This is a genomic window from Hoylesella timonensis S9-PR14 (genome assembly GCF_000762405.1).
In the GTDB taxonomy this organism is placed as follows: Bacteria; Bacteroidota; Bacteroidia; order Bacteroidales; family Bacteroidaceae; genus Prevotella; species Prevotella timonensis_A.
This window is the reverse complement of sequence record NZ_JRPQ01000126.1, coordinates 14,906-37,751: the sequence shown is the minus strand read 5'-3', so window position 1 is coordinate 37,751 and position 22,846 is coordinate 14,906. Positions and strand designations below refer to the sequence as shown.

Genomic DNA, 22,846 nt, shown 5'->3' with positions numbered 1-22,846 from the left:
AAAAGATTTAATCCTATTTTTTTCATGTCGCAAACTTAGAGTTGATTTCGTTGTTAACTTCATCTACGTTGTTTACAACAGGAAAATACGTCATTTTTTTATAATAGAGCCACGTTTTCAATAAAAGAGCGGTGGGCAATTCATATTTATCAGTGCCGATATGGCTGACTATTCGAAAGAATTTAGTATCTTTGCATGAGTGAAACATTCGGCTCTTGAGGAAGAGGGAATGACGATTCAATAATAAAAAAGAAGACTATCGACCATGTTAGTAGACTATCAAAAGGTGCAAATATATCAGGCTGACACGTTAGTACTGAAAGATGTAAATTTTCAAGTTGAAGAAGGTGAATTTATTTACCTTATCGGAAAAGTTGGTTCTGGCAAAAGTTCACTGCTGAAAACCATCTATTGTGAGTTGGATATTCACACAGAAGAGGGAACCAAAGCGGAAGTGCTGGGGCGAGATCTCCTACATATCAAACGAAAACAGGTGCCTGGATTGCGACGCGAAATGGGCATTATCTTCCAAGACTTTCAGCTGTTGCACGACAAAAACATCTATATAAATTTGAAATTTGTACTCAAAGCAACGGGATGGAAAGATAAGAAAGAGATTGATGCCCGCATTGACGAGGTGCTCTCAGCCGTTGAGATGACGGAGAAAAAATATAAGATGCCCCATGAACTCTCAGGCGGAGAGCAACAGCGAATTGCGATTGCAAGGGCACTCCTGAATCGTCCCAAGATGATTGTCGCAGATGAACCCACGGGTAATCTTGACCCAGAGACCGCACACAACATTGTGAAACTGCTGAAAGAGATTACCTTGACGGGCACTGCCGTTGTGATGTCGACGCATAATATCCCCTTGTTAGATCAATATCCCGGCATTGTGTATCGTGCGAAAGACGGACTTCTTGAAGATATTACCAGCTCCTACAACAAATCAGACTTGAAAGTAGACGCCTTGCAGGACACGCAAGAAAGTCAAGAGGCATAACCGCATCGCACACAGCAGTAGCTTATTCACATTTTACATGAACTCAGGTAAACAGTTATCACGTATGAAAGTAATGAAATTCGGTGGCACTTCCGTAGGCTCACCAACAAGAATAAAGAATGTGGCAACGCTGATTACCACTTCAGGACAACCCACTTTTGTGGTTCTCTCTGCCATGTCGGGTACAACGAACACTCTGATTGAAATAGCAGATTATTTATATAAGAAGAATCCAGAAGGCGCAAACGAGGTCATCAATGCCTTGGAAAGAAAATATCTTGAACATATCGAGGAGCTGTACAGCACGGAAACGTACAAACAGAAAACGCAACAGTTCTTGGCAGAAGAGTTTAACTACCTCCGATTGTTTACCAAAGACTTGTTTACCTCGTTTGAAGAGAAGTGCATTGTTGCGCAAGGCGAAATCATCAGTACCACGATGATGGTGAATTATCTGCAAGAACAAGGGATAAAAGCCGTTCTGTTGTCGGCACTCGACTTTATGAGAACGGATAAGAATGGGGAACCCAATCTTCCATATATCAAGGAAAAACTTGCCGAACAAATGGCTGCCAACCCAGGGCAACAAATCTACTTGACGCAAGGCTTCATTTGTCGCAACGCCTATGGAGAGGTTGACAACCTGCTTCGGGGCGGTTCTGATTATACCGCTTCACTGATAGGAGCGGCACTACCAGCGGAAGAAATCGTGATTTGGACCGACATTGATGGCATGCACAACAACGACCCTCGCGTGGTAGACGACACCGAAGCAGTAGAACAGCTGAACTTTGAGGAGGCTGCAGAGTTGGCATACTTTGGTGCCAAGATACTTCACCCTACTTGTGTGCAGCCTGCCAAATATGCAGGAATACCCGTACGGTTGAAAAATACCTTAGAACCCGATGCCGACGGAACCCTCATTGACAACACTATCAAACAAGGGGAGATTAAGGCGGTGGCTGCCAAAGACAACATTGTCGCCATTAAAATCAAATCGTCGCGAATGTTATTAGCCACTGGTTTCTTGAGAAAGGTATTCGAAATCTTTGAAAGTTATCAAACGCCTATTGACATGATTGCCACCAGCGAGGTGGGTGTGTCTATGAGTATTGACGACGACAGCCACTTGGACGAGATTGTTAATGACCTGATGAAGTTCGGTACGGTCACCGTTGACAGAGACATGTGCATCATCTGCGTGGTGGGCGACTTAGCTTGGAGTAACGTGGGGTTCGAGACCTTGGCATTAGATGCCATGCGACACATCCCTGTGCGCATGATATCTTATGGAGGTAGTAATTATAATATCTCGTTCCTTGTAAAAGCCAGTGACAAGAAAAAAGCACTACAAAGTCTCAGTGACATGCTCTTTCATCACCAAGAAGTTGAATAGGAGACTGGCACAACATGAACGCATTACCTTCTGCAATCTGCTTAAACACCAAGCAGACACCTTATTATTATTACGACACCCAGTTGCTTCATCGCACACTGGATGCCATTAAGCGTGAGACGGACAAGCATGCCAACTTTGAAGTGCATTATGCCTTGAAAGCCAATGCGCATCCACAACTACTGCAACAGATAAGTCAGGCAGGGTTTGGTGCCGATTGTGTCAGTGGTGGAGAGATCACAGCAGCCTTGAAGGCAGGCTTTCCTGCCAACAAGATTGTGTTTGCTGGGGTGGGAAAACGAGATGAAGAAATCAGATTAGCACTTCAACAGCACATTTTTTGCTTTCATGTAGAGAGTTTGGAAGAATTAGAAGTAGTGAATGCGCTGGCTGCTCAAGAACAACAAGTAGCACGTGTGGCATTGCGCATCAATCCCAATGTGGGAGCTCATACGCACGCTCACATCACCACAGGACTGTCGGAAAACAAGTTTGGCATTCCATTGGCACAGATGAACACAGCCATAGAAGCCTGCTCTCGGCTCGAACACATCACACTCATAGGTCTTCACTTTCATATTGGTTCCCAAATCACGGATATGAGCGACTTTGTGTCTGAGTGTCAACGCATCAATGAGCTGCAAACAGAGTTAAACCAACACGACATTCATTTGCGTTACATCAATGTGGGAGGCGGACTCGGTGTGAACTATGATGACCCTGATGGTTGCGCCATCCCTGATTTCCAAGCCTATTTTGACACCTTTGCCCAACACTTACACTACACAGAAGAGCAAACCATTCACTTTGAATTAGGGCGATCGGTTGTTGCCCAATGTGGAAGTTTGATAAGCAAAGTGCTCTATATCAAGGAAGGAGAACACAAAAAGTTTTGCATCATTGATGCTGGAATGACCGAACTGTTACGTCCTGCACTCTATCAAGCTCATCACAAAATAGAAAACAGGTCGTCTCAAGGAGCGCTGGAAACTTACGATGTGGTAGGTCCTATCTGTGAATCGAGCGATGTCATGGCACAAGATGTACTTCTACCCTCCTGTCACAGAGGCGATATCTTAGCCATTCGGTCGGCAGGAGCCTACGGTGAAAGTATGGCAAGTCAGTACAATGGCAGACCTTTAGTTCAGGGATATTTAAGCAATGATTTTTCATCAGAGGAAAGAAAAATATAACATGATTATCAACGAAACAACCCTCATCATTAGCATCCTCGTTCTGTTGCTGGCATTGGTAGCACCACTTTGCAGTCCGTATTTCCGTTTTCGCCGTGATCTTCGTCGACTCATCACGACAGAAGAGGTGTCTGACGAGGAGGAAATCGTAGAGACGGCAGAGGATGTTTCCTCGTCTCAGCATAATGACAACACAGCCAACGACATACAAACAGCAGAACCACCGAGCATCACCGTTTTAGTGACGGTTCATGAACAGGCAAAAGAGTTGGCGAAGCATCTGCCTGCACTCTTGGAACAAGAATACGAAGGTGCCTTCGAGGTGGTGGTTGTGGCAGAACAAGGCGACCACGAAACCGAGATGGTGCTGAAGCGTTTTTCCAACAACCCACATCTCTACGCCACCTTTGTCCCCACTTCTTCCCGTTATATGAGTCGCAAGAAGCTTGCCATTACGTTGGGTGTCAAGGCTGCTAAGCATGAATGGATACTCTTAACAGAGGCAGATTGTCAGCCAGCCAGTAGCACTTGGTTGCTTGAGATGTCTCGCCACTGCACCCAAGAGGCACAGTTGGTTGTGGGATATAGCCAGTATGAGCCTGCCGCCCCTACCCTTTACCAGCTGGAAAGGTGGTACTCGGATTTATATTTACTGCATCAGGCGCATCGCAGCATCGCCTATCGCACCAACTCGTGCAACCTCATGTTCCGCAAGAGTGGGTTCATTGCCCAAGACGGTTATCGCGGCAACTTGCAATTGTTGCGTGGAGAATACGACTTCATCGTCAACAAGTTTGCCGCTCCCCAAGCGAACACTGTCTGCATTGAACCTGCCTCATGGATGATAGAGGACATTCCTACAAAAAAGAAACGGCGCAATCAGCTGCTCTTCGAACTTGCCTCTCGCCCATTACTCCAACGTTCCTTCCGCTTACACCTTATATATAAGATCGATCAGGTGATGCTTTATCTCTCTTATCTCGTGACGTTCATCGTGTTAGGGATTGCCATTAGCGAAGCCGACTGGGTGCTCATCGTGACCGCTGCCATCGCTCTACTCTGCACGATAGGCATGAGAATGTGGGTCATCACAAAGCCTTTGAAATTCTTTATGCCCCACTTGTCGACATGGCAAGTGTTGTGTTACGAACCTACCATCGTGTGGCGTAACCTTCTGTTCAGGCAAAGATTTCGCAAAGCCGATAATTACGATTTCACCAGTCATAAATTGTAAACATGAATATCGAGTTGTATCTTCCGCCAAATGTTGCCAAAGAGCCGCTTTACCAGCAATATTTTACATTGCTCGAAGAGGGACTTACCGCACGCAGTGACATGACGCTGTCCACGCAGTTTCCACAACTGATTCATGTCTTTGGCGCATGGAACGCCCAAACCTCGAAGCGCATCACACAGGCACACCGACAACTGATACCCACAGTTTATTCTCCTTTGGGCGAACTGGCACCTTGGTGGTTTCATCAACAAGAAGTTCGACTGAGTCCCACAAAGCTACTTGCACAAAAAAATGCAACAAAGAAAGCCACCACAGTATTGGTATGGGGAGAAAATGAGCGAAGAAGCATCCAACAAAGGCAATGGAGCGACCGCGTGGCATTGATACCCAATCCCATCCTCACCGCCACTATCACACCGCAAGATTGCCTTGAGCAGTTGGTGACACTCTACGTACAGACCATCCTTGAACACGACCAAAGGATGCGGCAAGCGATTGTCAAGAAGATGACCATTATCGAAGAAGACGCCCCATTAGAAAAAGAATTTTGCACACAAGTATTATATCTCAGGTATCAGTACCACCGCCGCAACATTTCAAAAGCGGCATTGGCACAATTAGCCACCTCGCTGATGACGGTTGACTACGATGAGGATGCGCTTGTCCAAATGCTCATAACGCTGCACGAAGAAAAGTTTGCTGCCCGCATCCTTCAGCTACTTGAAGAAGACAAACAGATAACAGAAGGGTTCATGCCATTAAATCCCCTTGATGACAAACACACCAAAAGGCTAAGAGAAGCCGTCAACACAACAGAACAGAATACGATAAAATAAATGGAAATGGAATACAAGCACCCTACTCTACAAGATTTAAGATATTTAGAATTACTGTCACAGTCGTTTCCCACAATCGCTGATGCAAGTACCGAAATCATTAACTTGCAGGCAATTCTGCATCTACCCAAGGGAACGGAACACTTTTTGGCAGACATTCACGGTGAGAACGAGGCTTTTCAACATGTGTTAAAGAATGCCTCTGGCAACATCAAGCGCAAAGTGAGCGAACTCTTTGGCAACACCTTGCGAGAGAGTGAGAAGCGAGAGTTATGCACACTGATTTATTACCCAGAGCAGAAACTGCAATTGGTCAAGGCTGCCGAACAGGATATTTATGATTGGTATCACATTACCCTGCACCAGTTGGTAATGGTGTGTCGTGATGTGTCCAGCAAATATACGCGCTCGAAAGTGCGAAAAGCGCTGCCCAAAGATTTCAGTTACATCATTCAAGAGCTCTTGCACGAAAATGCTGGTGTTACGAATAAGGTGGCTTATTACAACGTTATCCTTGAGACCATTATCTCTACTGGGCGTGCCGATGATTTTATCATTGCCTTGGCACACGTCATTCAACGACTGGTGATAGACCAACTGCACATCTTGGGCGATGTGTACGACCGTGGACCGGGTGCACACATCATCATGGACACCATGGAACACTACCACAGTTGGGACATTCAATGGGGAAACCACGACGTGCTATGGATGGGGGCATGTGCAGGAAATAATGCGTGTATCTGCAATGTCATTCGCTTGTCGTTGCGATATGCCAACCTCACCACCTTGGAAGAGGGGTATGGTATCAACTTAGTGCCATTAGCTACCTTTGCCATGGAGACCTATGGAGACGACCCTTGCGAGGCTTTTTATCCAAAACTCAGTGGGGGTTCCAAAGAAGTTGCTGAGAAGACGCTGCGCCTCACAGCACTCATGCACAAGGCAATTGCCATTATTCAGTTCAAAGAAGAGGCGCAACTCTATGAACGTCATCCCGAATGGAAGATGCAAAACAGAGAACTCTTCAACTTCGTGAACTATGAGAAGGGTACTATCACATTGGACGGAAAAGAATATGAGCTTCACGATCATCATTTCCCCACAGTAGATCCTAAGCATCCCAACGAATTAACGCCCGAAGAAAAGGAACTGATGCAACGACTTCGCCATTCGTTCATGGTCAGCGAGAAACTGCACAAGCACATGCGATTGCTTTTGCAACATGGGTGCATGTACGCCATCTTTAACGGCAACTTGCTGTTTCACGCCTCTATCCCACTCAATGAGGATGGCACATTGAAAGAAGTAGAGATTTATCCCGGACGGAAATATGTGGGAAGACAATTGATGCACCAAACGGGCATGATGATACGTACCGCCTTCCAACATGACGCTCCTAACAATGAACACCAATATGCCATCGACTATTTCCTCTACCTGTGGTGTGGTCCCGATAGTCCTTTGTTCAACAAGTCGAAGATGTCTACCTTCGAGCGATATTTCATTGCCGACAAAGAGACGCACCATGAAGAGAAGGGAAACTACTTCAAACTGCGTAACCAAGAAGCGATAGTGGATCAAATCTTGGATGCCTTCGACGTAAAAGACCCCAATCGGCACATCATCAACGGGCATGTCCCCGTACATGTGATGAATGGTGAGAATCCTATCAAAGCCAATGGAAAGCTCATGGTGATTGACGGAGGCTTCTCACAAGCCTACCACAAAGAGACTGGTATTGCTGGTTACACCTTGGTGTACCACAGTAGAGGTTTCCAATTGGTACAGCACGAGCCTTTTACCAACACCGAGGATGCCATTTTGCAAGGCACGGACATCATCGGAACGACGCAAATCGTTGAGATGAGTGCACACCGCATGCTGGTGGCAGACACGGATAAAGGTGCAGAACTTAAACAACAAATCAAAGACTTGGAAGCACTGCTCGATGCTTATCGCCATGGTGTGTTGAAAGAGAGAGACCGTCAGATGCGAAAATAATACGACCCTACACTCGAAAAAACGCTCAACAACAATAAGGTTGAGCGTTTTTTCGTCAAGAAAGGGGAACGGAAAAGAAAGCAAACGAACTGGTTTGAATCCAGAACATCTGCCTGTTTTCTACAAAACGGTTTGTGGAATGTACTCCTCGCCCCGCAAAAATATTCTGTCTACTATAGGTGTAGTGTATGCGTAAGGAATAAAGTCAACCGACGGGATGGGCTTCGTGATGTAAAAATTCGCAACCTTTCCCTTCGTTATTGAACCGTAATCCTTGCTCAATCCCATGGCATATGCACTGTTCATGGTACCAGCATTGATGGCTTCTGCTGGTAAGAGACGCATCTTGATGCACGCCAAGGAAATGACAAACTTCATGTCTCCCGATGGTGTTGAGCCTGGATTGTAGTCGCTTGCCACCGCTAAAGGCAACCCTTCGTCAATGACTTTGCGCCCCAAGGCAAACGGCATGTTCAGGAAGAACGATGTACCAGGAAGAGCGGTAGGCATGGTTTCGCTGCCACGTAGTGTCTCTATCGTTTCTGCGGTCATACTCTCGAGATGGTCTACCGATAGGGCATTGTGTCTAACTCCTACCTCTACCCCACCAGAGGACGCCAACTCGTCGGCATGTATCTTGCCTCGCATGCCATATTTTGCCCCAGCTTCAAGAATACGTGCGGTTTCTTCGGGCGTAAAGAAGCCCGTATCGCAGAACACATCAATGTATTCTGCCAAGTTTTCTTTGGCTACAGCGGGAATCATCTCACGGATTACCAAGTCGACATATTCACTTTGTCTGCCTGCATATTCGCGCGAAACAGCATGAGCACCCAAGAAAGTGGCAACCACCTTGAGCGATGTCGTCTCTTTGATGCGCTTGATGACGCGCAACATCTTCAGTTCGTCAGCGGTGTTCAAACCGTATCCACTCTTGATCTCTATGCACCCCGTTCCTTTTCGGATGACTTCGTCTACACGACGCATCGCCTGTTGGTACAGTTCGTCTTCGGACATGTCGTGCAATTTGTCGGCAGAATTGAGGATGCCACCGCCGCGTTTGGCGATTTCGGCATAGCTCAAGCCACGTATCTTGTCCACAAACTCCTGCTCACGACTCCCTGCAAAGACAATGTGAGTGTGCGAATCGCACCAAGAGGGCAGCACACTTCCGCCTTTGGCATCTATCTGCTGTACATCAGAAGGAAGGTTGCATTTCGCTAAATCACTCATGGCACCATACGAATGGATGCGCCCGTCCTCGACATAGAGAAAGGCATTCGCTATCGTTTCGAGCTGCGCCATCTCCTTACCCTCCAGTCGTAGCTTGTCCGTGGGTTGGATGCCTGCCAGAAAAGCAATGTTGGTTACTAAAAGTTTCATATCATGTAACAAAATGAAAATCCCACTCCTCCTGTCCGAAGAGAGTGGGATTGATGAATTATTTCCTTAAAAATTCTACCGATTGCGCAATGTGTGGCGACATAAACTCATCGTTTTCGATGAATGGTACCACCTTGCGATAAGCCGCATAGATAGCCTCAATGGCTGGCGACGACTTCAATGGGCGACGGAACTCGAGGGCTTGGGCTGCATTGAACAGCTCGATAGCCAGCACTCGCTCGGTGTTGAGCACTACCTGATACAACTTTGTGGCTGCATTGGCACCCATACTTACATGGTCTTCCTGCCCCTGTGACGATGGAATGCTGTCGACCGAAGCTGGCGTGCTGTACATCTTGCTTTGACTGACAATAGAAGCAGCGGCATATTGGGGTATCATGAACCCACTGTTAAGACCGAGCTTTGCCACCAAGAAGCTGGGCAGATTGCGCGTACCCGAAATCAACTTATAGATTCGTCGCTCGGAGATGTTGCTCAATTCGCACAGGGCAATTGCCAAAAAGTCCATAGGTTGGGCGATAGGTTCGCCATGGAAGTTGCCTGCAGAGATCACCAAATCGTCGTCAGGACAAACAGTTGGGTTATCGGTTGCCGCATTCAACTCTATTTCAATGACCGATCGCACATAAGCCAGCGTGTCTTTCGATGCGCCATGCACCTGTGGCATGCAACGGAACGAATAGGGATCTTGCACGTTCACCTTTGGTTGCTTGATGAGCTCGCTACCCTCTAACAGTTCCCGAATATGTGCAGCGGTGTCTATCTGTCCCTTGTGTGGACGGACAGCATGCACGGCATGCGTGAACGGTTCGATACGTCCGTCGTAGGCTTCCAATGACATTACGCCAATCTTGTCTGCCCAATCACAGAGACGCTCGCTCTGCAACACCGCCCAAACGGCATAGGCGTTCATGTTCTGCGTACCATTGAGCAGGGCAAGTCCTTCTTTGGAAGCCAACTGTATGGGTTTCCAGTTCATCTTTTGCAATATCGCCTCACCGCTCATCCGTTCACCTTTATACTCTACCTCGCCCATTCCTAACAGTGGCAAGCAGAGGTGAGCCAACGGAACGAGGTCGCCCGATGCGCCAAGTGAGCCTTGTGTATAGACCACGGGATAAATATCATTGTTGAAGAAGTCGATCAATCGCTCAACTGTCTCTACCTGACAGCCAGAATAGCCATAACTCAAAGACTGCGCTTTGAGAAAGAGCATAATCTTTACAATGTCATTTGGCACCCTACTGCCCACGCCGCAAGCGTGCGACATGATGAGGTTTACTTGCAACTGAGCTAATCTATCTTTGTCTACCGACACGTTGCACAAAGAACCGAAGCCTGTGGTGACGCCATAGATAGGAACGTCCGACTCGGCAATTTTCTTGTCTAAATATTTGCGACAGCGCACAATTCGTTGGCGTGCGTCATCAGATAATTCTAAAGTAGCATGATTTTCTAAAATCGCTCCCACCTCTTCAATTGTGAGGTGTGCTGCGCTAATTTTGTGTTTCATAGTGTGATTGTTAATGTACCAAGTCGCAACGCCTCTCGCTCAAAGAAGTATTTGACGTGAAGCATTGCGACTGGACGTTGATTTAGAAGTTAAGTTTCTCTATTTCGCTATCATCCACGAAGTTGGGTAAGGTTACCTTCAAGCCGGGAGTGCGTTCCATTTCTCGTTTAATGGCATCGATAGAGCCCTTGTTGCGAGCCCAGCTACGGCGTGCGATACCGTTGTTGACATCCCACAGAAGCATCTCACGGATGTGGCGATTTGCATCTTCGCTGCCATCGACCACCATACCGAAGCCTCCATTGATAACTTCGCCCCAGCCTACGCCGCCACCGTTGTGAATAGACACCCATGTGGCACCACGGAAAGCATCACCGATGACATTTTGTATTGCCATGTCGGCACAGAATTGCGAACCGTCGTAGATATTACTGGTTTCACGGAAAGGAGAGTCCGTACCAGACACATCGTGATGATCACGACCAAGGACAACAGGCTGACTGATTTCGCCTTTGCGCACTGCCTCATTGAATGCCAACGCAATCTTGGTTCTGCCCACACTGTCTGCATAGAGGATGCGCGCCTGAGAGCCTACGACCAAATGATTTTTGCCAGCTTCCTTAATCCAGTGGATGTTATCATCCAACTGACCGATAATATCTTTTGTGGCAGTTTTCCTCATTTCTTCCAGCACCTCAGTTGCCAAGCGGTCGGTCACCTCCAAATCCTTCGGGTCGCACGATGAGCATACCCAACGGAATGGACCGAAACCATAATCGAAGAACATCGGTCCCATGATATCCTGCACATACGAAGGATAGCGGAACTTACCGTCCTCACGAAGGATGTCAGCACCTGCACGACTTGCCTCCAAGAGGAAGGCATTGCCGTAATCGAAGAAGTACATTCCCTTTGCGGTGAGCTTGTTGATGGCATCTACCTGACGGCGCAATGACGCACGAACCATTTCCTTGAACTGCTCGGGAGCTTCCGCCATCATGCGATTAGACTCCTCCAAGCTCATGCCTACTGGATAATAACCACCTGCCCAAGGGTTGTGCAAAGATGTTTGGTCGCTACCCAAGTCCACACGGATATTCTCTTCGGCAAGGCGTTCCCACAGGTCAACGATGTTACCCACATATGCCATGGACACCACACGCTTCTCTTCGACAGCTTTTCGGATTGCAGGTATCAGTTCGTCAAGGTTGTCGTGTAGTTCATCTACCCATCCTTGTTCGTAACGTTTGTTAGCAGCCAAAGGATTGATTTCAGCAGTCACACTCACCACACCAGCGATGTTGCCAGCCTTTGGTTGTGCGCCCGACATGTCACCAAGACCTGCCGTGACAAACAGTTTCATGTTGTCGCCACCTACCTTGCGTGCCGCATTGAGCACAGTAATGGTAGTGCCATGCACAATTCCCTGTGGACCAATATACATATACGAGCCTGCGGTCATCTGTCCGTACTGACTCACACCGAGTGCATTGTCTCTCTCCCAATCGTCCTGCTTAGAGTAATTGGGTATCACCATACCGTTCGTCACCACCACCCGTGGTGCATCCTTATGTGAAGGGAACAAACCAAGCGGATGACCAGAGTACATCACCAATGTCTGCTCGTCTGTCATCTCGCTGAGATACTTCATCACAAGTCGATACTGCGCCCAGTTTTGGAACACGGCACCGTTGCCTCCGTAGGTAATCAGTTCGTGTGGATGTTGCGCTACTGCCCTATCCAAGTTGTTTTGTATCATCATCATGATAGCGGCAGCCTGCTTGCATTTGTGTGGATATTCGTCAATGGGACGGGCGTGCATATCATACGTAGGACGGAAGCGATACATATAGATACGTCCATAAGTCTTCAACTCGTCCAAAAACTCTGGTGCCAATGTGGCATGAAACTTCTTTGGGAAGTAACGCAGTGCGTTGCGCAATGCCAACTTCTTTTCTTCTGGTGTAAGAATGTCTTTTCTCTTAGGTGCATGGTTCACCGTATGGTCATACGGTTGTGGGTCGGGTAAGGTGTTAGGAATACCTGCCCGAATGTCCGCCATGAATTCTTCGTGCGTCATTTTCTTTATCTTTAAGGTCTTATAATTTACTTTCTACTATTTTCATAATCTCTACTTCGGCTTGGTTTGCCTTGTCAATGAGTTGGTTAGCCTCGCCCACCAACTGATCTGCTACCTCACGATTTTTCAGTCCAGAGGCGTTAATCTTGACATTGAGACCAGCTCCTAAAACGGCAGCACGGGCAGCCAACACGCCCACACCAGCATCCGAAACGCTGTTGGGGTTGCCTTCTTGCGCCATCGCCTTACAGAGTTCAAACACTTTATAGGCAGCCTTCATGGTGTGCAGAGGTACCTGTGTGGCATAAAGAGTAGCTTCCTGAATTGCTGCAGAACGGGCTGCTTTGTCCTCGTCCGTCTTCTTAGGCAAGCCAAAGGCAGCCATGATGCGGTTGAAAGCCTCGGTATCCTCGTCGACAAGGTGCATCAGCTCTACCTTGATTTCCTGTCCTTTGTCTGCCCAGTTGCTGAACTCTTCCCAGCGATCATCCCATCCTGCCTTGTGACTTGACAGGTTGGCAACCATCGTTCCTAAGGTAGCACCTAATGCACCCATATAAGCGGAGATGGTTCCACCACCGGGAGCGGGAGACTCGCGCGAAGTCTCATCGGCAAACTCCTTCACGGTAAGGTCTATCAATTTGGCTTTCTTGTTATCGTCCTCCAACAGGTATTCAATGACCTTCTCACGAGGATTGAATGGTTTGAGGTCGTCCAATCCCAACGACTTGATAGCGATGGTCAAGATATCCTCTTCTGGAATACCAGTAGAGCGGTTCTGTTTCCGCAAGAAGTACTTGCCTGCATCTATCAATGTTCGTTTAGGAACCAGTCCTACTATCTCTGTTCCCGTGACACGGATGCCTCGGTTCTGCGCACAACGGCAAACCTCATCAAAGGCAACGTGCAATGGAGTGGCGTTGATATCCGTGATATTCATTGACACTTGCGCAATAGCGTATTCGTCAATATACCACCCAATCGCCTTTGTTCCTTTCAAGGTACCCGGTATCATGATGGTTTTGCCATGCTCATCCTTCATGGGCTTACCCACAGGAGAGTTGCCCTCTCGGCGTGGACCTCCCTTCTCACGCACGTCAAAGGCAATGGCGTTGGCGCGGCGTGTAGAGGTTGAATTAAGGTTGAAGTTGGTAGCAATCAGAAAGTCACGTGCACCAACGGCAGTACATCCTGTGCGTGCCACACCTTCGTCAAAGGGGCGAGCCCCAAAGTCGGGTGCCTTAGCAGGGTCATTCATCTTCTCTGGCAGTGCCTCGTATTCTCCAGCACGGCAAACAGCCAAGTTCTTACGCTCGGGCGTCCGTGCAGCAGCCTCGTAACAATAACAAGGTACGTTGAGTTCGTTGGCGATTCGCTCTGCCAACTGCTGTGCGAGTTTTGCACATTCTTCCAATGTAATGCCAGCCACTGGGATGAGTGGACAAACATCTGTGGCACCCATTCGTGGATGCGCTCCATGGTGATTGCGCATATCAATGAGCTGGGCTGCCTTTTTCACGGCTTGGAATGCAGCTTCTAATACATTATCGGGCGAACCGACAAACGTCACCACCGTTCTATTGGTAGCCTCACCTGGGTCTACATCTAAAAGTTTAACACCCTTCACGCGCTCAATCTCATCTGTAATTTGCTTGATTACATGCATGTTGCGACCCTCGCTAAAATTAGGGACGCACTCTACGATTTGTTGTTTTTCTGTCATTTTTAATATGATTAGGTTTAAGTTGTTTTTCGTTTGATGTGGTAAAAATATAAAAAAAGCAGCAACCTACAAAAAAAAATACGTGTAAAGTATGCTAAATATCGTTGCTTCTTTTTTCCGTCTCACAATTCCTTCATCTAAGAATGATGTTTTACAACGAAAAACACGAAAGCAAAGAGGTTAAGCATGCGAATGAAATAATTTTATAGACATGTTTTGGAGGAGTGTAAAACCATGACTTGCAGATATGTTGTCGGAAGTGCGTGGTGTAGTTATTGCAACGGAAAAACACGGAACGGCACGGACGTACCGTGTAATTCCGTGACAATCCGTTGCGATAAACCAATGACCATTTGCACAAACATCTGTAGGTGTGTAAAAGTGTGAAAAAATTTAACAACCCCTCTCAATACTCGCATATTTGCAACCAAGCGCAGGACTGTGCGCAAATACGCAGATTTTGCAAACACTTGTGAATGAACTAATTAACTACCACACCACCTGTGATGAACCTGCTAACTCATTGCTTTGACACCATTGAAGCATGGAAATAAGGCAAGAATTTGCATGCTTTTGAACCACAATTTGCGGTAAATAGACGGCTTAACTCAATGAGATAAGGAAATTCCAGCCAAAAAACAAGGCAAAAACGACTATCTGACAACGAATATTTTTCTAAAATGAAAATTTGAAATTACGAAATAAATTTACAAAAATATGGATGCAGCAGCATGGTTCTTTCATTGAAAGGCAGTGTTGTTGAACAGCGAATGAAGTCAATAATTTGAATCAACGGAACAAGATAATGCACGCAATCTGCCAACAGACTTGAGAGGAATGCAGCGCACCAGACGGCTGTTGTGATGAAACGGAAAAATATTTTTTATCATCGCAACGGAAGCACACGGAACGACACGGACGTGTCGTGAAATCTCGCAAAATGCTGTTGCGGCAAATCCGCCATCTCATTGGCTCGTTATTGCGATCACAAACAACCTGTATTCGGGTGTAGTGTTACTTCAAAATAACGTTGTAAGTACATGATAACCAACCCTATTTACTTATAGTCTGCTAACTAATAGTAACCATGCAAGTTCGTGCTACGGCAAAAACTCCCGCAAGTCCATCGAATTTGACGATAATACTCTTTTTGAAGTCTCTCGACCCTGTTTTTTCAAAAAAGAAACAAAGAAGTCCCCTTAGGAACTTCATTATGTTTTTAGCGAAGAAGCAAGCTCCTATCCATGTGTCAGCCGTATCGTTTAGTTTCGCCCGGATGTCGTTTGCCCGATAAACTCTCATGGAGGTTCCAAACGTGGCTTCAATCCAGTTCCTCTCACCAACAGCCCTTCTCTTGATTTGAAGTCATGCCGACTGAAACATGAGAGAAGGTCACTTGTGTGTCTACCGAGAAAATCAAGAAACGTCTGGAAATCAGCCTTCAAGCAACGTATCTGGATCAGCCTGGTCTTGTCGAGCTTCTTCCCCTTGCGCTTTTTCTTAATCAAGCAGATGAAAGCCTGGCTTGCTTCCATCCACCTCTGCAAGCATCAAGGTAAGCATGTTGAAGAAATCATGGTCAAGACGCTTGCGGACAAGGACGAACAACTCGGGAACGAAAACCGGCTTTTCCGTGAACTTGTCAATCCTGAGAGGGACTCTTGGAGTTCAAACAAGTCGTGATTACGATATTGAGAGTAGTATTTCATTTTACGTCGTTAATATTTTAACAACCAAAGGTAGTCATTTTTGGTGAATTACACAAATAATATTAGGTATATATTATTGAATGTCAGTGGTTTATATTTATTTAGTAGACCCTACCTAATAATAAAATGAAAAAAAAATATTAATTTTTGTAGCATATTTCTTGGATTATTATTAACTTTACATCCAATAACAAAAAAAAATGACTATTAGATTAATATTTGTATGAGTTTTAGAGCATAGTCATCTTGAGTGATTATCTTGAGGTGGCTAACGCAAAATCCGCATATTTATTAAAAATGTTAGGAAAATGAAGAAAAATGTTTTGAAAGTATTCGTGTCAGCGTTAATGGTGATGGCTGCCGTAGTGAATACAGGATGTAGCAACGAAACCAGTCTTGCGAGCGATGTACAGCAAGAGCAGGCTGCAACAGAAGGTACAGCGCTTTCATTCAACTTTGATTTTGCTGGCTATGGCAAAGAGCAGTCAGTGGCAACCCGTGGTGTTGCAGGAGAGGCAAAGGGTCGTGTGATTGCCAGCTCTGTATCAAGTTTAGGTGATGGTCTTGAGGCTTACACAGAGGTAGTAGAGGATGCGAAGCCTCAGACACGCGCTACTTACAAGCCAGCTCCAAAACAGAACTACACTATCCTTGCTTATAATAAAGCAGATAGACAGAAGAAAGGTGAGTGGGTAGGTTCATACGATGGTTCGAAGTTTACGCCTAAGGCAGGTTTTTCTTCTGTTCAGGTGTTGCAGCCAGGTGAATACGAGTTCTTTGTCTTCAGTGAACAATTGACATACAAGGACGGTAAGATTATTATCGACATCAATAAGGGTTCTGCCAATGCACTCTTTAACAATCTGGATGTAAAAATCCTTCCACAGAAGAAGCAACAAGTTAACTTCCAACTTGAATCACCATACGCAAGAGTGAGAATGAAGATCAATGGTTTCTCAAGTCAAGCCTTTGAGGGTTCAATCAATGGTGCATTAAAGTATGATAAAGGCGGCGTTAATGGAACCTGTACTATTGATCCATCTGTGCGATCAGCTAATTATGCCAGCGTGACAGAGGCTGGTCAGCTTAAATATAAGCATTTTACTAATAATGTTGAGGGACCTAAACAGAATGGCGTTATAAAGACATCTTACATTATCACTCCAGAAGATGCAGGCGTTTACTTCTTGCCTCAGACACACTTAAATAAGTTGTCATTCCAGTTTGCTTCAGAGGCTTCTGGTACTATCTATAAGAAGCCAGTTGCTAACAAGGTGCTTCCTCTTAATCTTTCGGACGTAGAGTTGAAGAATGGAAAAAGCTATACTATCTCGCAGACTATCTATTATTCTGCAGATTATCTCTTCGATGATGGAACAGTAGGTACATTGGTTCCTAACATGAAACAACGCAAACCAGTAGCACTCGTAGTGGATAAGACACGTAAGATATGTATGAGCCTTACAGAAATTAGAGATAAGCAGTGGGCAACAAGTCCTGACGTAAAATGTACGACTCATGAAGATCAAGGCTTTGATGGTTTGAAAAATACGATTGCTAAATATGATGGGTATGCACAGACATGGGATACCAAAACAACAACTGGACTTTCAGGACGTCCTCGCACCAAGTTTAAGGCGGATAAGGATCAGTGTCCAGCTTTTAAGGCTGTAGCTGGCTTGGGGCAGGTAGGTTCAAAAAAATGGTATGTTCCTGGTGCTGGTGAGTGGGATTCTGCTCTTAAGTATCTTGGAGTAACTGACCCTACAAAAGACTTTGGGTATGGTAGTGCAGCAGATCAACCGTGGGCTGGTAGTTTGGGTTATCGTCTTCAGGAGATTCTCTTCTATCAGGCAAATGGAGTTCCATTGACAGAATGGTATTGGGCTGCTAACGATTGGAGAACTGATGAACAGAAGAAGGGCGTCACAGTAATAGCTGGTTCTAAAGGTGCTCATTTCGGTGGTGCGGTAAAGACTGACCATACCAAGGTGAGACCATTTATCAACTACTAATCCTTACCAGAATACATTAAAAAAGTAGAAACTTTGAATTATTTTTTATGAATAAGATAGAAGCAAAGAAAAGCTACTTAAAGCCAAGTGTAACATTGTTACACGTTGAGGCAATGAGTATAATCTGTACCAGCGTAGAGCCTGTTCAGATACAGAAAGCAGAATTTGAAGACGAAGGCGAGTTCAATGCAGAGAATGTTGAGTGGTAAGAGGACTTAAGAAGATAGTCCCACCTCTAAAGCATCAAAACAATACGGAAAGTGTTCGTGATGACTTTCCTATAAGCTGCAGTACGCTGACAGAAATCATAGTCAAGACGCTTGCGGACAAGGACGAACAACTCTGGAACGAAAACTGGCTTTTCCGTGAACTTGTCAATCCTGAGAGGGACTCTTGGAGTTCAAACAAGTCGTGATTACGATATTGAGAGTAGTATTTCATTTTACGTCGTTAATATTTTAACAACCAAAGGTAGTCATCTTTGGTGAATTACACAAATAATATAAGGTATATATTATTGAATGTCAGTGGCTTATATTTGCTTAGTAGACCCTACTTATAACGTAGCACAATAAAGAGGGAAATAAAAAGGACATGCACAGCACATCTCTTTGCTTCTGCTTCCTCAGCTACAAAAAGAAAGACGGCAAACGTTGGCGAGCAAAATCTTCATGCAGCGGAGGCAAATGATAAAGGAATTATGCCCACACGCAAAAAATATGGGTAGGACAAACGAATAAAGAAGGTGACAAACGACACAGAAGAATTGCCCACACGCCAAAGCACAAGCGGAGATGGGCAAACTGGCACCTACTTCAGCACCTTGAAGCGGGCGAACTTGAGCAGCAACTGCTTGGTACCCGCATGCTTGAAGTCCACCGTAGCCTTTCTATTTTCACCATCACCCTCCAATCGGAGTACGGTGCCAATGCCGAAACGCTGGTGCTCAATGGTGCTCCCCTCTTGCAAGCCAGAGGCATCAGGATTAGGGGAAGAGGCTGCCGCTGCCCGTCCACCGTTGGTCATGGCGTCAGTGACTCGCTTAAAGTTTCCACCTGCCTGCTGGAGTTGGCGCTTAAAGGAGGATGAGAAGGGGTCAACAGCCTGTTCAGGGCGCTGAACAGAGGTGATTTTCGGTTTGACATCGGCTTGGAACTGACTCGCCACAGGTCGAGAGTTTTGCATGCGGTCGCTATATCGTCGATTGCCATCGCCCGAGAAGTGACTTCCACTGTAAGGCGCAAAGATGGAATCATCGATCGTTTCCTCTTCGGCTTCGATGTGGATAAAACGTGAATCAATGTCTTTGATAAATCTACTGGGTGTATCAAATTCCAGTTTTCCATACCGCCAGCGGTTCTTTGCTGACGTGAGGATGCAATGTTTTTCGGCACGTGTAATTGCCACATACAGCAATCGGCGTTCTTCCTCTAATTCGCGAGGAGAATCAACAGCCATAGGACTTGGAAAGATATTCTCCTCCAATCCCACGATAAAAACAGTGGGAAACTCCAGTCCTTTGGCGGCATGCACGGTCATGAGCGACACTTTACTATCGCTCCCATCGTCGCTATCCAAATCGGTGAGCAGGGCAACACTTTGCAGATAATCGGGCAGATACACCTCCTGTTCCAAGCCTTCCTCTCGCTTACTCTCGGTATAATCTTGCAAGCCTGCCAACAGTTCATTCACATTCTCTTGTCGTGCCAACCCCTCTGGGTCGTTGTTAGAGTAAATATCGGCACTGATGCCACTGGTCTGGAGGATGTCACGTCCCAACTTGAACGCATCAGCCTGATGCAATTGAGCAATGAACCCCTCTATCAACTCTTTGAAGTGCAGCAACTTTGTCTGTGCACCCTTGTTCACCGTGGGCAATAAGGTGGGTGCTTGCGCAATGACTTGCCAGAAACTGATGCCGTGCTCTTGTGCCGAAGCAGCAATCTTCTGAAGCGTGGTGTTGCCAATCCCTCGTGTGGGATAGTTGATGATGCGCTTAAAAGCCTCTTCATCATCAGGATTTACCACTAATCGGAAGTAGGCTAAGATGTCCTTTATCTCTTTGCGCTGGTAGAAACTCAAGCCCCCGTAGATGCGATAAGGAATGTGCTGTCGCAACATCTCCTCCTCAAAACTCCTACTCTGCGCATTGGTTCGGTAGAGAATAGCAAAGTCGGAATAGGTTGCACCATCGGTGCGCATGATGCGCTGGATATCCTTGCACACCACCAATGCCTCCTCTTTATCCGAATACACGGGTTTGAAAAGGAGCTTCTCTCCTTGGTCGTTCTCGCTATATACATCCTTTGGAATTTGGCGTTCGTTATGTTTGATGAGACTGTTTGCAGCCTTGACAATGTGTTGCGTGGAGCGATAGTTCTGTTCCAACTTAAACAAGCGTGCCCCTTCATAAATCTGTTCAAAGTCGAGCATGTTGTCGATGTTTGCTCCTCTGAACCCATAAATGCTCTGTGCATCATCGCCAACCACACAGATGTGTTGATGGTCTTTGGTTAACTCCCACACAATACATTGCTGGGCATAATTGGTATCTTGGTACTCATCTACCAAGACATAGCGGAAACGCTCCACATATTTTTGTCGAATATCCTCATGCGTCTTGAACAATTGATACGTCAACACCAGCAAGTCATCGAAATCCATGGCATTTGCCTTTCTGCAACGCTGCACATAGACATCATAGATGCGATGCAGTTCGAAGCGGCGGCTCTTCTGGTCACGCAACATCAGCTCGGCATTCGCTGCATAACTCTGCGGTGAGATGAGACGATTCTTCGCATTGCTTATCACGGCATGAACGCCAGCGGGCTTGTAGATTTTATCATCCAACTCCATTTCCTTGATAATAGCTTTGAGCAACGACCGAGAGTCGGACTCATCGTAAATCGTAAAGCCCGACCGATAGCCTACCTGTGCAGCCTCTGACCGCAATATCCTTGCGAAGATAGAGTGGAAAGTGCCCATGTTGATGTAGCGTGCTGTCTGATGTCCCACCAATTGTCCAATGCGCTCTTTCATCTCGTTGGCGGCTTTATTGGTAAAGGTGAGTGCCAAGATGTTCCAAGGTTTCATGCCCTGTTGTATCTGATAGGCTATCTTATACGTCAAGACACGTGTCTTTCCCGACCCTGCTCCTGCGATAACCAACTGCGGACCGTTGTTGTAGGTCACGGCAGCTTGCTGACTCTCGTTCAATTGTCCTAATAGCTCTTTCATTTCTTTCGGTGGTATATACCCCCTTTCGTGGTGTTGGGGTTGATATCTTCTCCCTCTCTTGGAAATGAGGGAACAAACTTCATTTCGTGTTCTATCTTCCGCTGTCTCAAACGCATATAGGCACTTGGCGTCTTACTGCTAAACCTGATAGGGTTTGGCAGGGTAGCTGCAATCAGTGCACAGTCTGCTCGAGTAAGCTCACCGGCTGTCGTATCGAAATGATATTTAGCTACCGCATCCACGCCATATATCATCTCGCCCATCTCTATCGAGTTAAGATACACCTCCATGATGCGCTGTTTGCTCCACATCAGTTCGATAAGAAAGGTGAAGTAGACCTCAAAACCTTTGCGCACCCATGAGCGACCTGGCCACAAAAACACATTCTTAGCTGTTTGTTGGGTGATGGTACTGGCACCGCGCTTCTTTCCCGACTTGTTGGTCAGGTTATGCGAGGCGGCTTTCTCTATGGCTTGAAAGTCAAAGCCGTGGTGCAACAGAAAGCGTTGGTCTTCACTTGCCATCACCGCAACGGGCATGTGCTTGGAGATATGGTCGAGGGGAACCCAGTGGTGTCGAATCTTTAACTCGCCACGCTGTACACATCGAATCACCATCAATGGGGTGACGTACACGGGAAAGAAACGGTACTCCACCACTGCCAAAATGGTGGAAACCAAAAAAAACACGATGATTCTTCGTAAAAAACGTCCTATAATGCTCATCATTCAAACAAAAAGGGGCACCAGTAACAGCACCCCTCCTCAATGTTTTATTATAATTTTAGTTGAGTTTACCGTCGTTAGCCTTCTCTACCATTTCAGGACTTGCGTACAGATACACTTCTACACGGCGGTTCTGCTGACGTCCTGCCTTAGTTTCGTTGGTAGCTACAGGTTGTGAGCTGCCCATACCCGACACGTTTTGGAACTGACTGGAAGAGACGCCACAGCTCTTGAGATAGTTCACTACGCTCTGTGCACGGTCGTTGCTCAATGGAATGTTGATGCCATCGTTACCTGTCGAGTCGGTATGACCTAAGATATCTACGTGGCAGTCTCTGTTCTTCTTCAAAACAGCAGAGAATTTAGCCAATTCGTTCTTGCTGGCTTGGTTCAAAATAGCCTTGCTCGAAGCAAACAAGATACCGCTATCAAAGGTGACCTTCACAGCCTTTAAGCCGTTCTTATCGGTTACCTCTTCTACTTTAGCATTCTCTACTTGGGCTGCGGTTTCAGCAGCTACCTTATCCATATGACGTCCAATAATGGCACCAGTACCTGCACCAACAGCGCCACCAATGGCAGCTCCTACGCCTGCATTACCAGCTATCTTACCAATAATTGCTCCCAAAACAGCACCGCCTCCAGCACCTGCTAAAGCTCCTGTACCTTGTTTGGTAGAACAACTAAATACGGTCATGAGACACATTGCCAGTGTCATTGCTTTCATTTTTTTCATAATGTTACGTTTTTTAATCGTTTATTTATTGCAAA

16 protein-coding genes are annotated in these 22,846 nt (G+C 46.2%); 9 read left to right on the top strand and 7 right to left on the bottom strand.

Going from position 1 to position 22,846, the window contains the following annotated elements:
• The first annotated feature begins 265 nt into the window (after positions 1–265).
• The 6 genes from HMPREF9304_RS07985 (at position 266) to HMPREF9304_RS07960 (ending at position 7,669) form a co-directional block, all read left to right on the top strand.
• Complete coding sequence (locus HMPREF9304_RS07985) at positions 266–1,003, top strand: cell division ATP-binding protein FtsE (protein WP_036928107.1); 738 nt, start codon at positions 266–268, stop codon at positions 1,001–1,003.
• Between the two features lie 64 nt (positions 1,004–1,067).
• Positions 1,068–2,399 carry an aspartate kinase gene (locus tag HMPREF9304_RS07980; protein ID WP_036928105.1) on the top strand — a complete coding sequence of 444 codons (1,332 nt, stop codon included), beginning with the start codon at positions 1,068–1,070 and terminating at the stop codon, positions 2,397–2,399.
• A 14-nt stretch (positions 2,400–2,413) separates the two neighbouring features.
• Positions 2,414–3,592, top strand: a complete 1,179-nt coding sequence (gene lysA, locus HMPREF9304_RS07975; RefSeq protein WP_036928104.1) for a diaminopimelate decarboxylase — start codon at positions 2,414–2,416, stop codon at positions 3,590–3,592.
• 1 nt (position 3,593) lies between these two features.
• Positions 3,594–4,826: a glycosyltransferase gene (locus HMPREF9304_RS07970; protein WP_036928102.1), complete on the top strand. Its 1,233-nt coding sequence runs from the start codon at positions 3,594–3,596 to the stop codon at positions 4,824–4,826.
• 2 nt (positions 4,827–4,828) lie between these two features.
• Positions 4,829–5,665 carry a glycosyltransferase family protein gene (locus HMPREF9304_RS07965; RefSeq protein ID WP_036928101.1) on the top strand — a complete coding sequence of 279 codons (837 nt, stop codon included), beginning with the start codon at positions 4,829–4,831 and terminating at the stop codon, positions 5,663–5,665.
• Positions 5,666–7,669 (top strand): fructose-1,6-bisphosphatase, encoded by a 2,004-nt coding sequence (locus HMPREF9304_RS07960; RefSeq protein ID WP_081953677.1) that lies wholly within the window; start codon positions 5,666–5,668, stop codon positions 7,667–7,669.
• 120 nt (positions 7,670–7,789) lie between these two features.
• On the opposite strand, the gene hutI is transcribed toward HMPREF9304_RS07960, so the two are convergent.
• The 4 genes from hutI to ftcD form a co-directional block, all read right to left on the bottom strand.
• A complete protein-coding gene (hutI, locus tag HMPREF9304_RS07955) occupies positions 7,790–9,052 on the bottom strand; it encodes an imidazolonepropionase (RefSeq protein WP_036928099.1) in 1,263 nt (420 codons plus the stop codon).
• Positions 9,053–9,110: 58 nt separating this feature from the next.
• Positions 9,111–10,586 carry a histidine ammonia-lyase gene (hutH, locus tag HMPREF9304_RS07950; protein WP_036928097.1) on the bottom strand — a complete coding sequence of 492 codons (1,476 nt, stop codon included), beginning with the start codon at positions 10,584–10,586 and terminating at the stop codon, positions 9,111–9,113.
• Positions 10,587–10,668: 82 nt separating this feature from the next.
• On the bottom strand, positions 10,669–12,666 hold the full coding sequence (gene hutU / locus HMPREF9304_RS07945; protein ID WP_036928095.1) for a urocanate hydratase: 1,998 nt from the start codon (positions 12,664–12,666) through the stop codon (positions 10,669–10,671).
• 19 nt (positions 12,667–12,685) lie between these two features.
• The gene (gene ftcD, locus HMPREF9304_RS07940) at positions 12,686–14,389 is read right to left on the bottom strand and encodes a glutamate formimidoyltransferase (protein WP_036928093.1); all 1,704 of its coding nucleotides are present in this window, start codon (positions 14,387–14,389) and stop codon (positions 12,686–12,688) included.
• A 1,512-nt stretch (positions 14,390–15,901) separates the two neighbouring features.
• Between ftcD and HMPREF9304_RS14460 the strand changes: the two genes are divergently transcribed.
• The 3 genes from HMPREF9304_RS14460 (at position 15,902) to HMPREF9304_RS14455 (ending at position 18,322) form a co-directional block, all read left to right on the top strand.
• Positions 15,902–16,072, top strand: a complete 171-nt coding sequence (locus HMPREF9304_RS14460; RefSeq protein ID WP_156104795.1) for a hypothetical protein — start codon at positions 15,902–15,904, stop codon at positions 16,070–16,072.
• A gap of 334 nt (positions 16,073–16,406) precedes the next feature.
• Positions 16,407–18,113, top strand: coding sequence for a hypothetical protein (locus HMPREF9304_RS07925; protein ID WP_156104794.1), 1,707 nt, complete (start codon positions 16,407–16,409; stop codon positions 18,111–18,113).
• Between the two features lie 47 nt (positions 18,114–18,160).
• On the top strand, positions 18,161–18,322 hold the full coding sequence (locus HMPREF9304_RS14455) for a hypothetical protein (protein ID WP_156104793.1): 162 nt from the start codon (positions 18,161–18,163) through the stop codon (positions 18,320–18,322).
• Positions 18,323–18,923: 601 nt separating this feature from the next.
• Here HMPREF9304_RS14455 and HMPREF9304_RS07915 read toward each other — a convergent pair.
• Genes HMPREF9304_RS07915 through HMPREF9304_RS07905 form a run of 3 tightly spaced genes read right to left on the bottom strand, consistent with a single transcriptional unit; the run spans position 18,924 to position 22,811 of the window.
• On the bottom strand, positions 18,924–21,350 hold the full coding sequence (locus HMPREF9304_RS07915) for an ATP-dependent helicase (protein ID WP_036928086.1): 2,427 nt from the start codon (positions 21,348–21,350) through the stop codon (positions 18,924–18,926).
• A complete protein-coding gene (gene mtgA, locus HMPREF9304_RS07910) occupies positions 21,347–22,078 on the bottom strand; it encodes a monofunctional biosynthetic peptidoglycan transglycosylase (RefSeq protein ID WP_197061655.1) in 732 nt (243 codons plus the stop codon). The genes HMPREF9304_RS07915 and mtgA overlap by 4 nt, the downstream gene beginning before the upstream one ends.
• 55 nt (positions 22,079–22,133) lie before the next feature.
• Positions 22,134–22,811, bottom strand: coding sequence for a YiaD family glycine zipper/OmpA-like lipoprotein (locus HMPREF9304_RS07905; protein ID WP_036928085.1), 678 nt, complete (start codon positions 22,809–22,811; stop codon positions 22,134–22,136).
• Positions 22,812–22,846: the final 35 nt, after the last annotated feature.

Excerpts from the sequence above, each read along its gene's own strand:
- HMPREF9304_RS07985 (WP_036928107.1), top strand. The coding sequence starts at position 266 with ATGTTAGTAGACTATCAAAAGGTGCAAATATATCAGGCTGACACGTTA.
- HMPREF9304_RS07980 (WP_036928105.1), top strand. The coding sequence starts at position 1,068 with ATGAAAGTAATGAAATTCGGTGGCACTTCCGTAGGCTCACCAACAAGA.
- lysA (WP_036928104.1), top strand. The coding sequence starts at position 2,414 with ATGAACGCATTACCTTCTGCAATCTGCTTAAACACCAAGCAGACACCT.
- HMPREF9304_RS07970 (WP_036928102.1), top strand. The coding sequence starts at position 3,594 with ATGATTATCAACGAAACAACCCTCATCATTAGCATCCTCGTTCTGTTG.
- HMPREF9304_RS07965 (WP_036928101.1), top strand. The coding sequence starts at position 4,829 with ATGAATATCGAGTTGTATCTTCCGCCAAATGTTGCCAAAGAGCCGCTT.
- HMPREF9304_RS07960 (WP_081953677.1), top strand. The coding sequence starts at position 5,666 with ATGGAAATGGAATACAAGCACCCTACTCTACAAGATTTAAGATATTTA.
- hutI (WP_036928099.1), bottom strand. The coding sequence starts at position 9,052 with ATGAAACTTTTAGTAACCAACATTGCTTTTCTGGCAGGCATCCAACCC.
- hutH (WP_036928097.1), bottom strand. The coding sequence starts at position 10,586 with ATGAAACACAAAATTAGCGCAGCACACCTCACAATTGAAGAGGTGGGA.
- hutU (WP_036928095.1), bottom strand. The coding sequence starts at position 12,666 with ATGACGCACGAAGAATTCATGGCGGACATTCGGGCAGGTATTCCTAAC.
- ftcD (WP_036928093.1), bottom strand. The coding sequence starts at position 14,389 with ATGACAGAAAAACAACAAATCGTAGAGTGCGTCCCTAATTTTAGCGAG.
- HMPREF9304_RS14460 (WP_156104795.1), top strand. The coding sequence starts at position 15,902 with ATGAAAGCCTGGCTTGCTTCCATCCACCTCTGCAAGCATCAAGGTAAG.
- HMPREF9304_RS07925 (WP_156104794.1), top strand. The coding sequence starts at position 16,407 with ATGAAGAAAAATGTTTTGAAAGTATTCGTGTCAGCGTTAATGGTGATG.
- HMPREF9304_RS14455 (WP_156104793.1), top strand. The coding sequence starts at position 18,161 with ATGAATAAGATAGAAGCAAAGAAAAGCTACTTAAAGCCAAGTGTAACA.
- HMPREF9304_RS07915 (WP_036928086.1), bottom strand. The coding sequence starts at position 21,350 with ATGAAAGAGCTATTAGGACAATTGAACGAGAGTCAGCAAGCTGCCGTG.
- mtgA (WP_197061655.1), bottom strand. The coding sequence starts at position 22,078 with ATGATGAGCATTATAGGACGTTTTTTACGAAGAATCATCGTGTTTTTT.
- HMPREF9304_RS07905 (WP_036928085.1), bottom strand. The coding sequence starts at position 22,811 with ATGAAAAAAATGAAAGCAATGACACTGGCAATGTGTCTCATGACCGTA.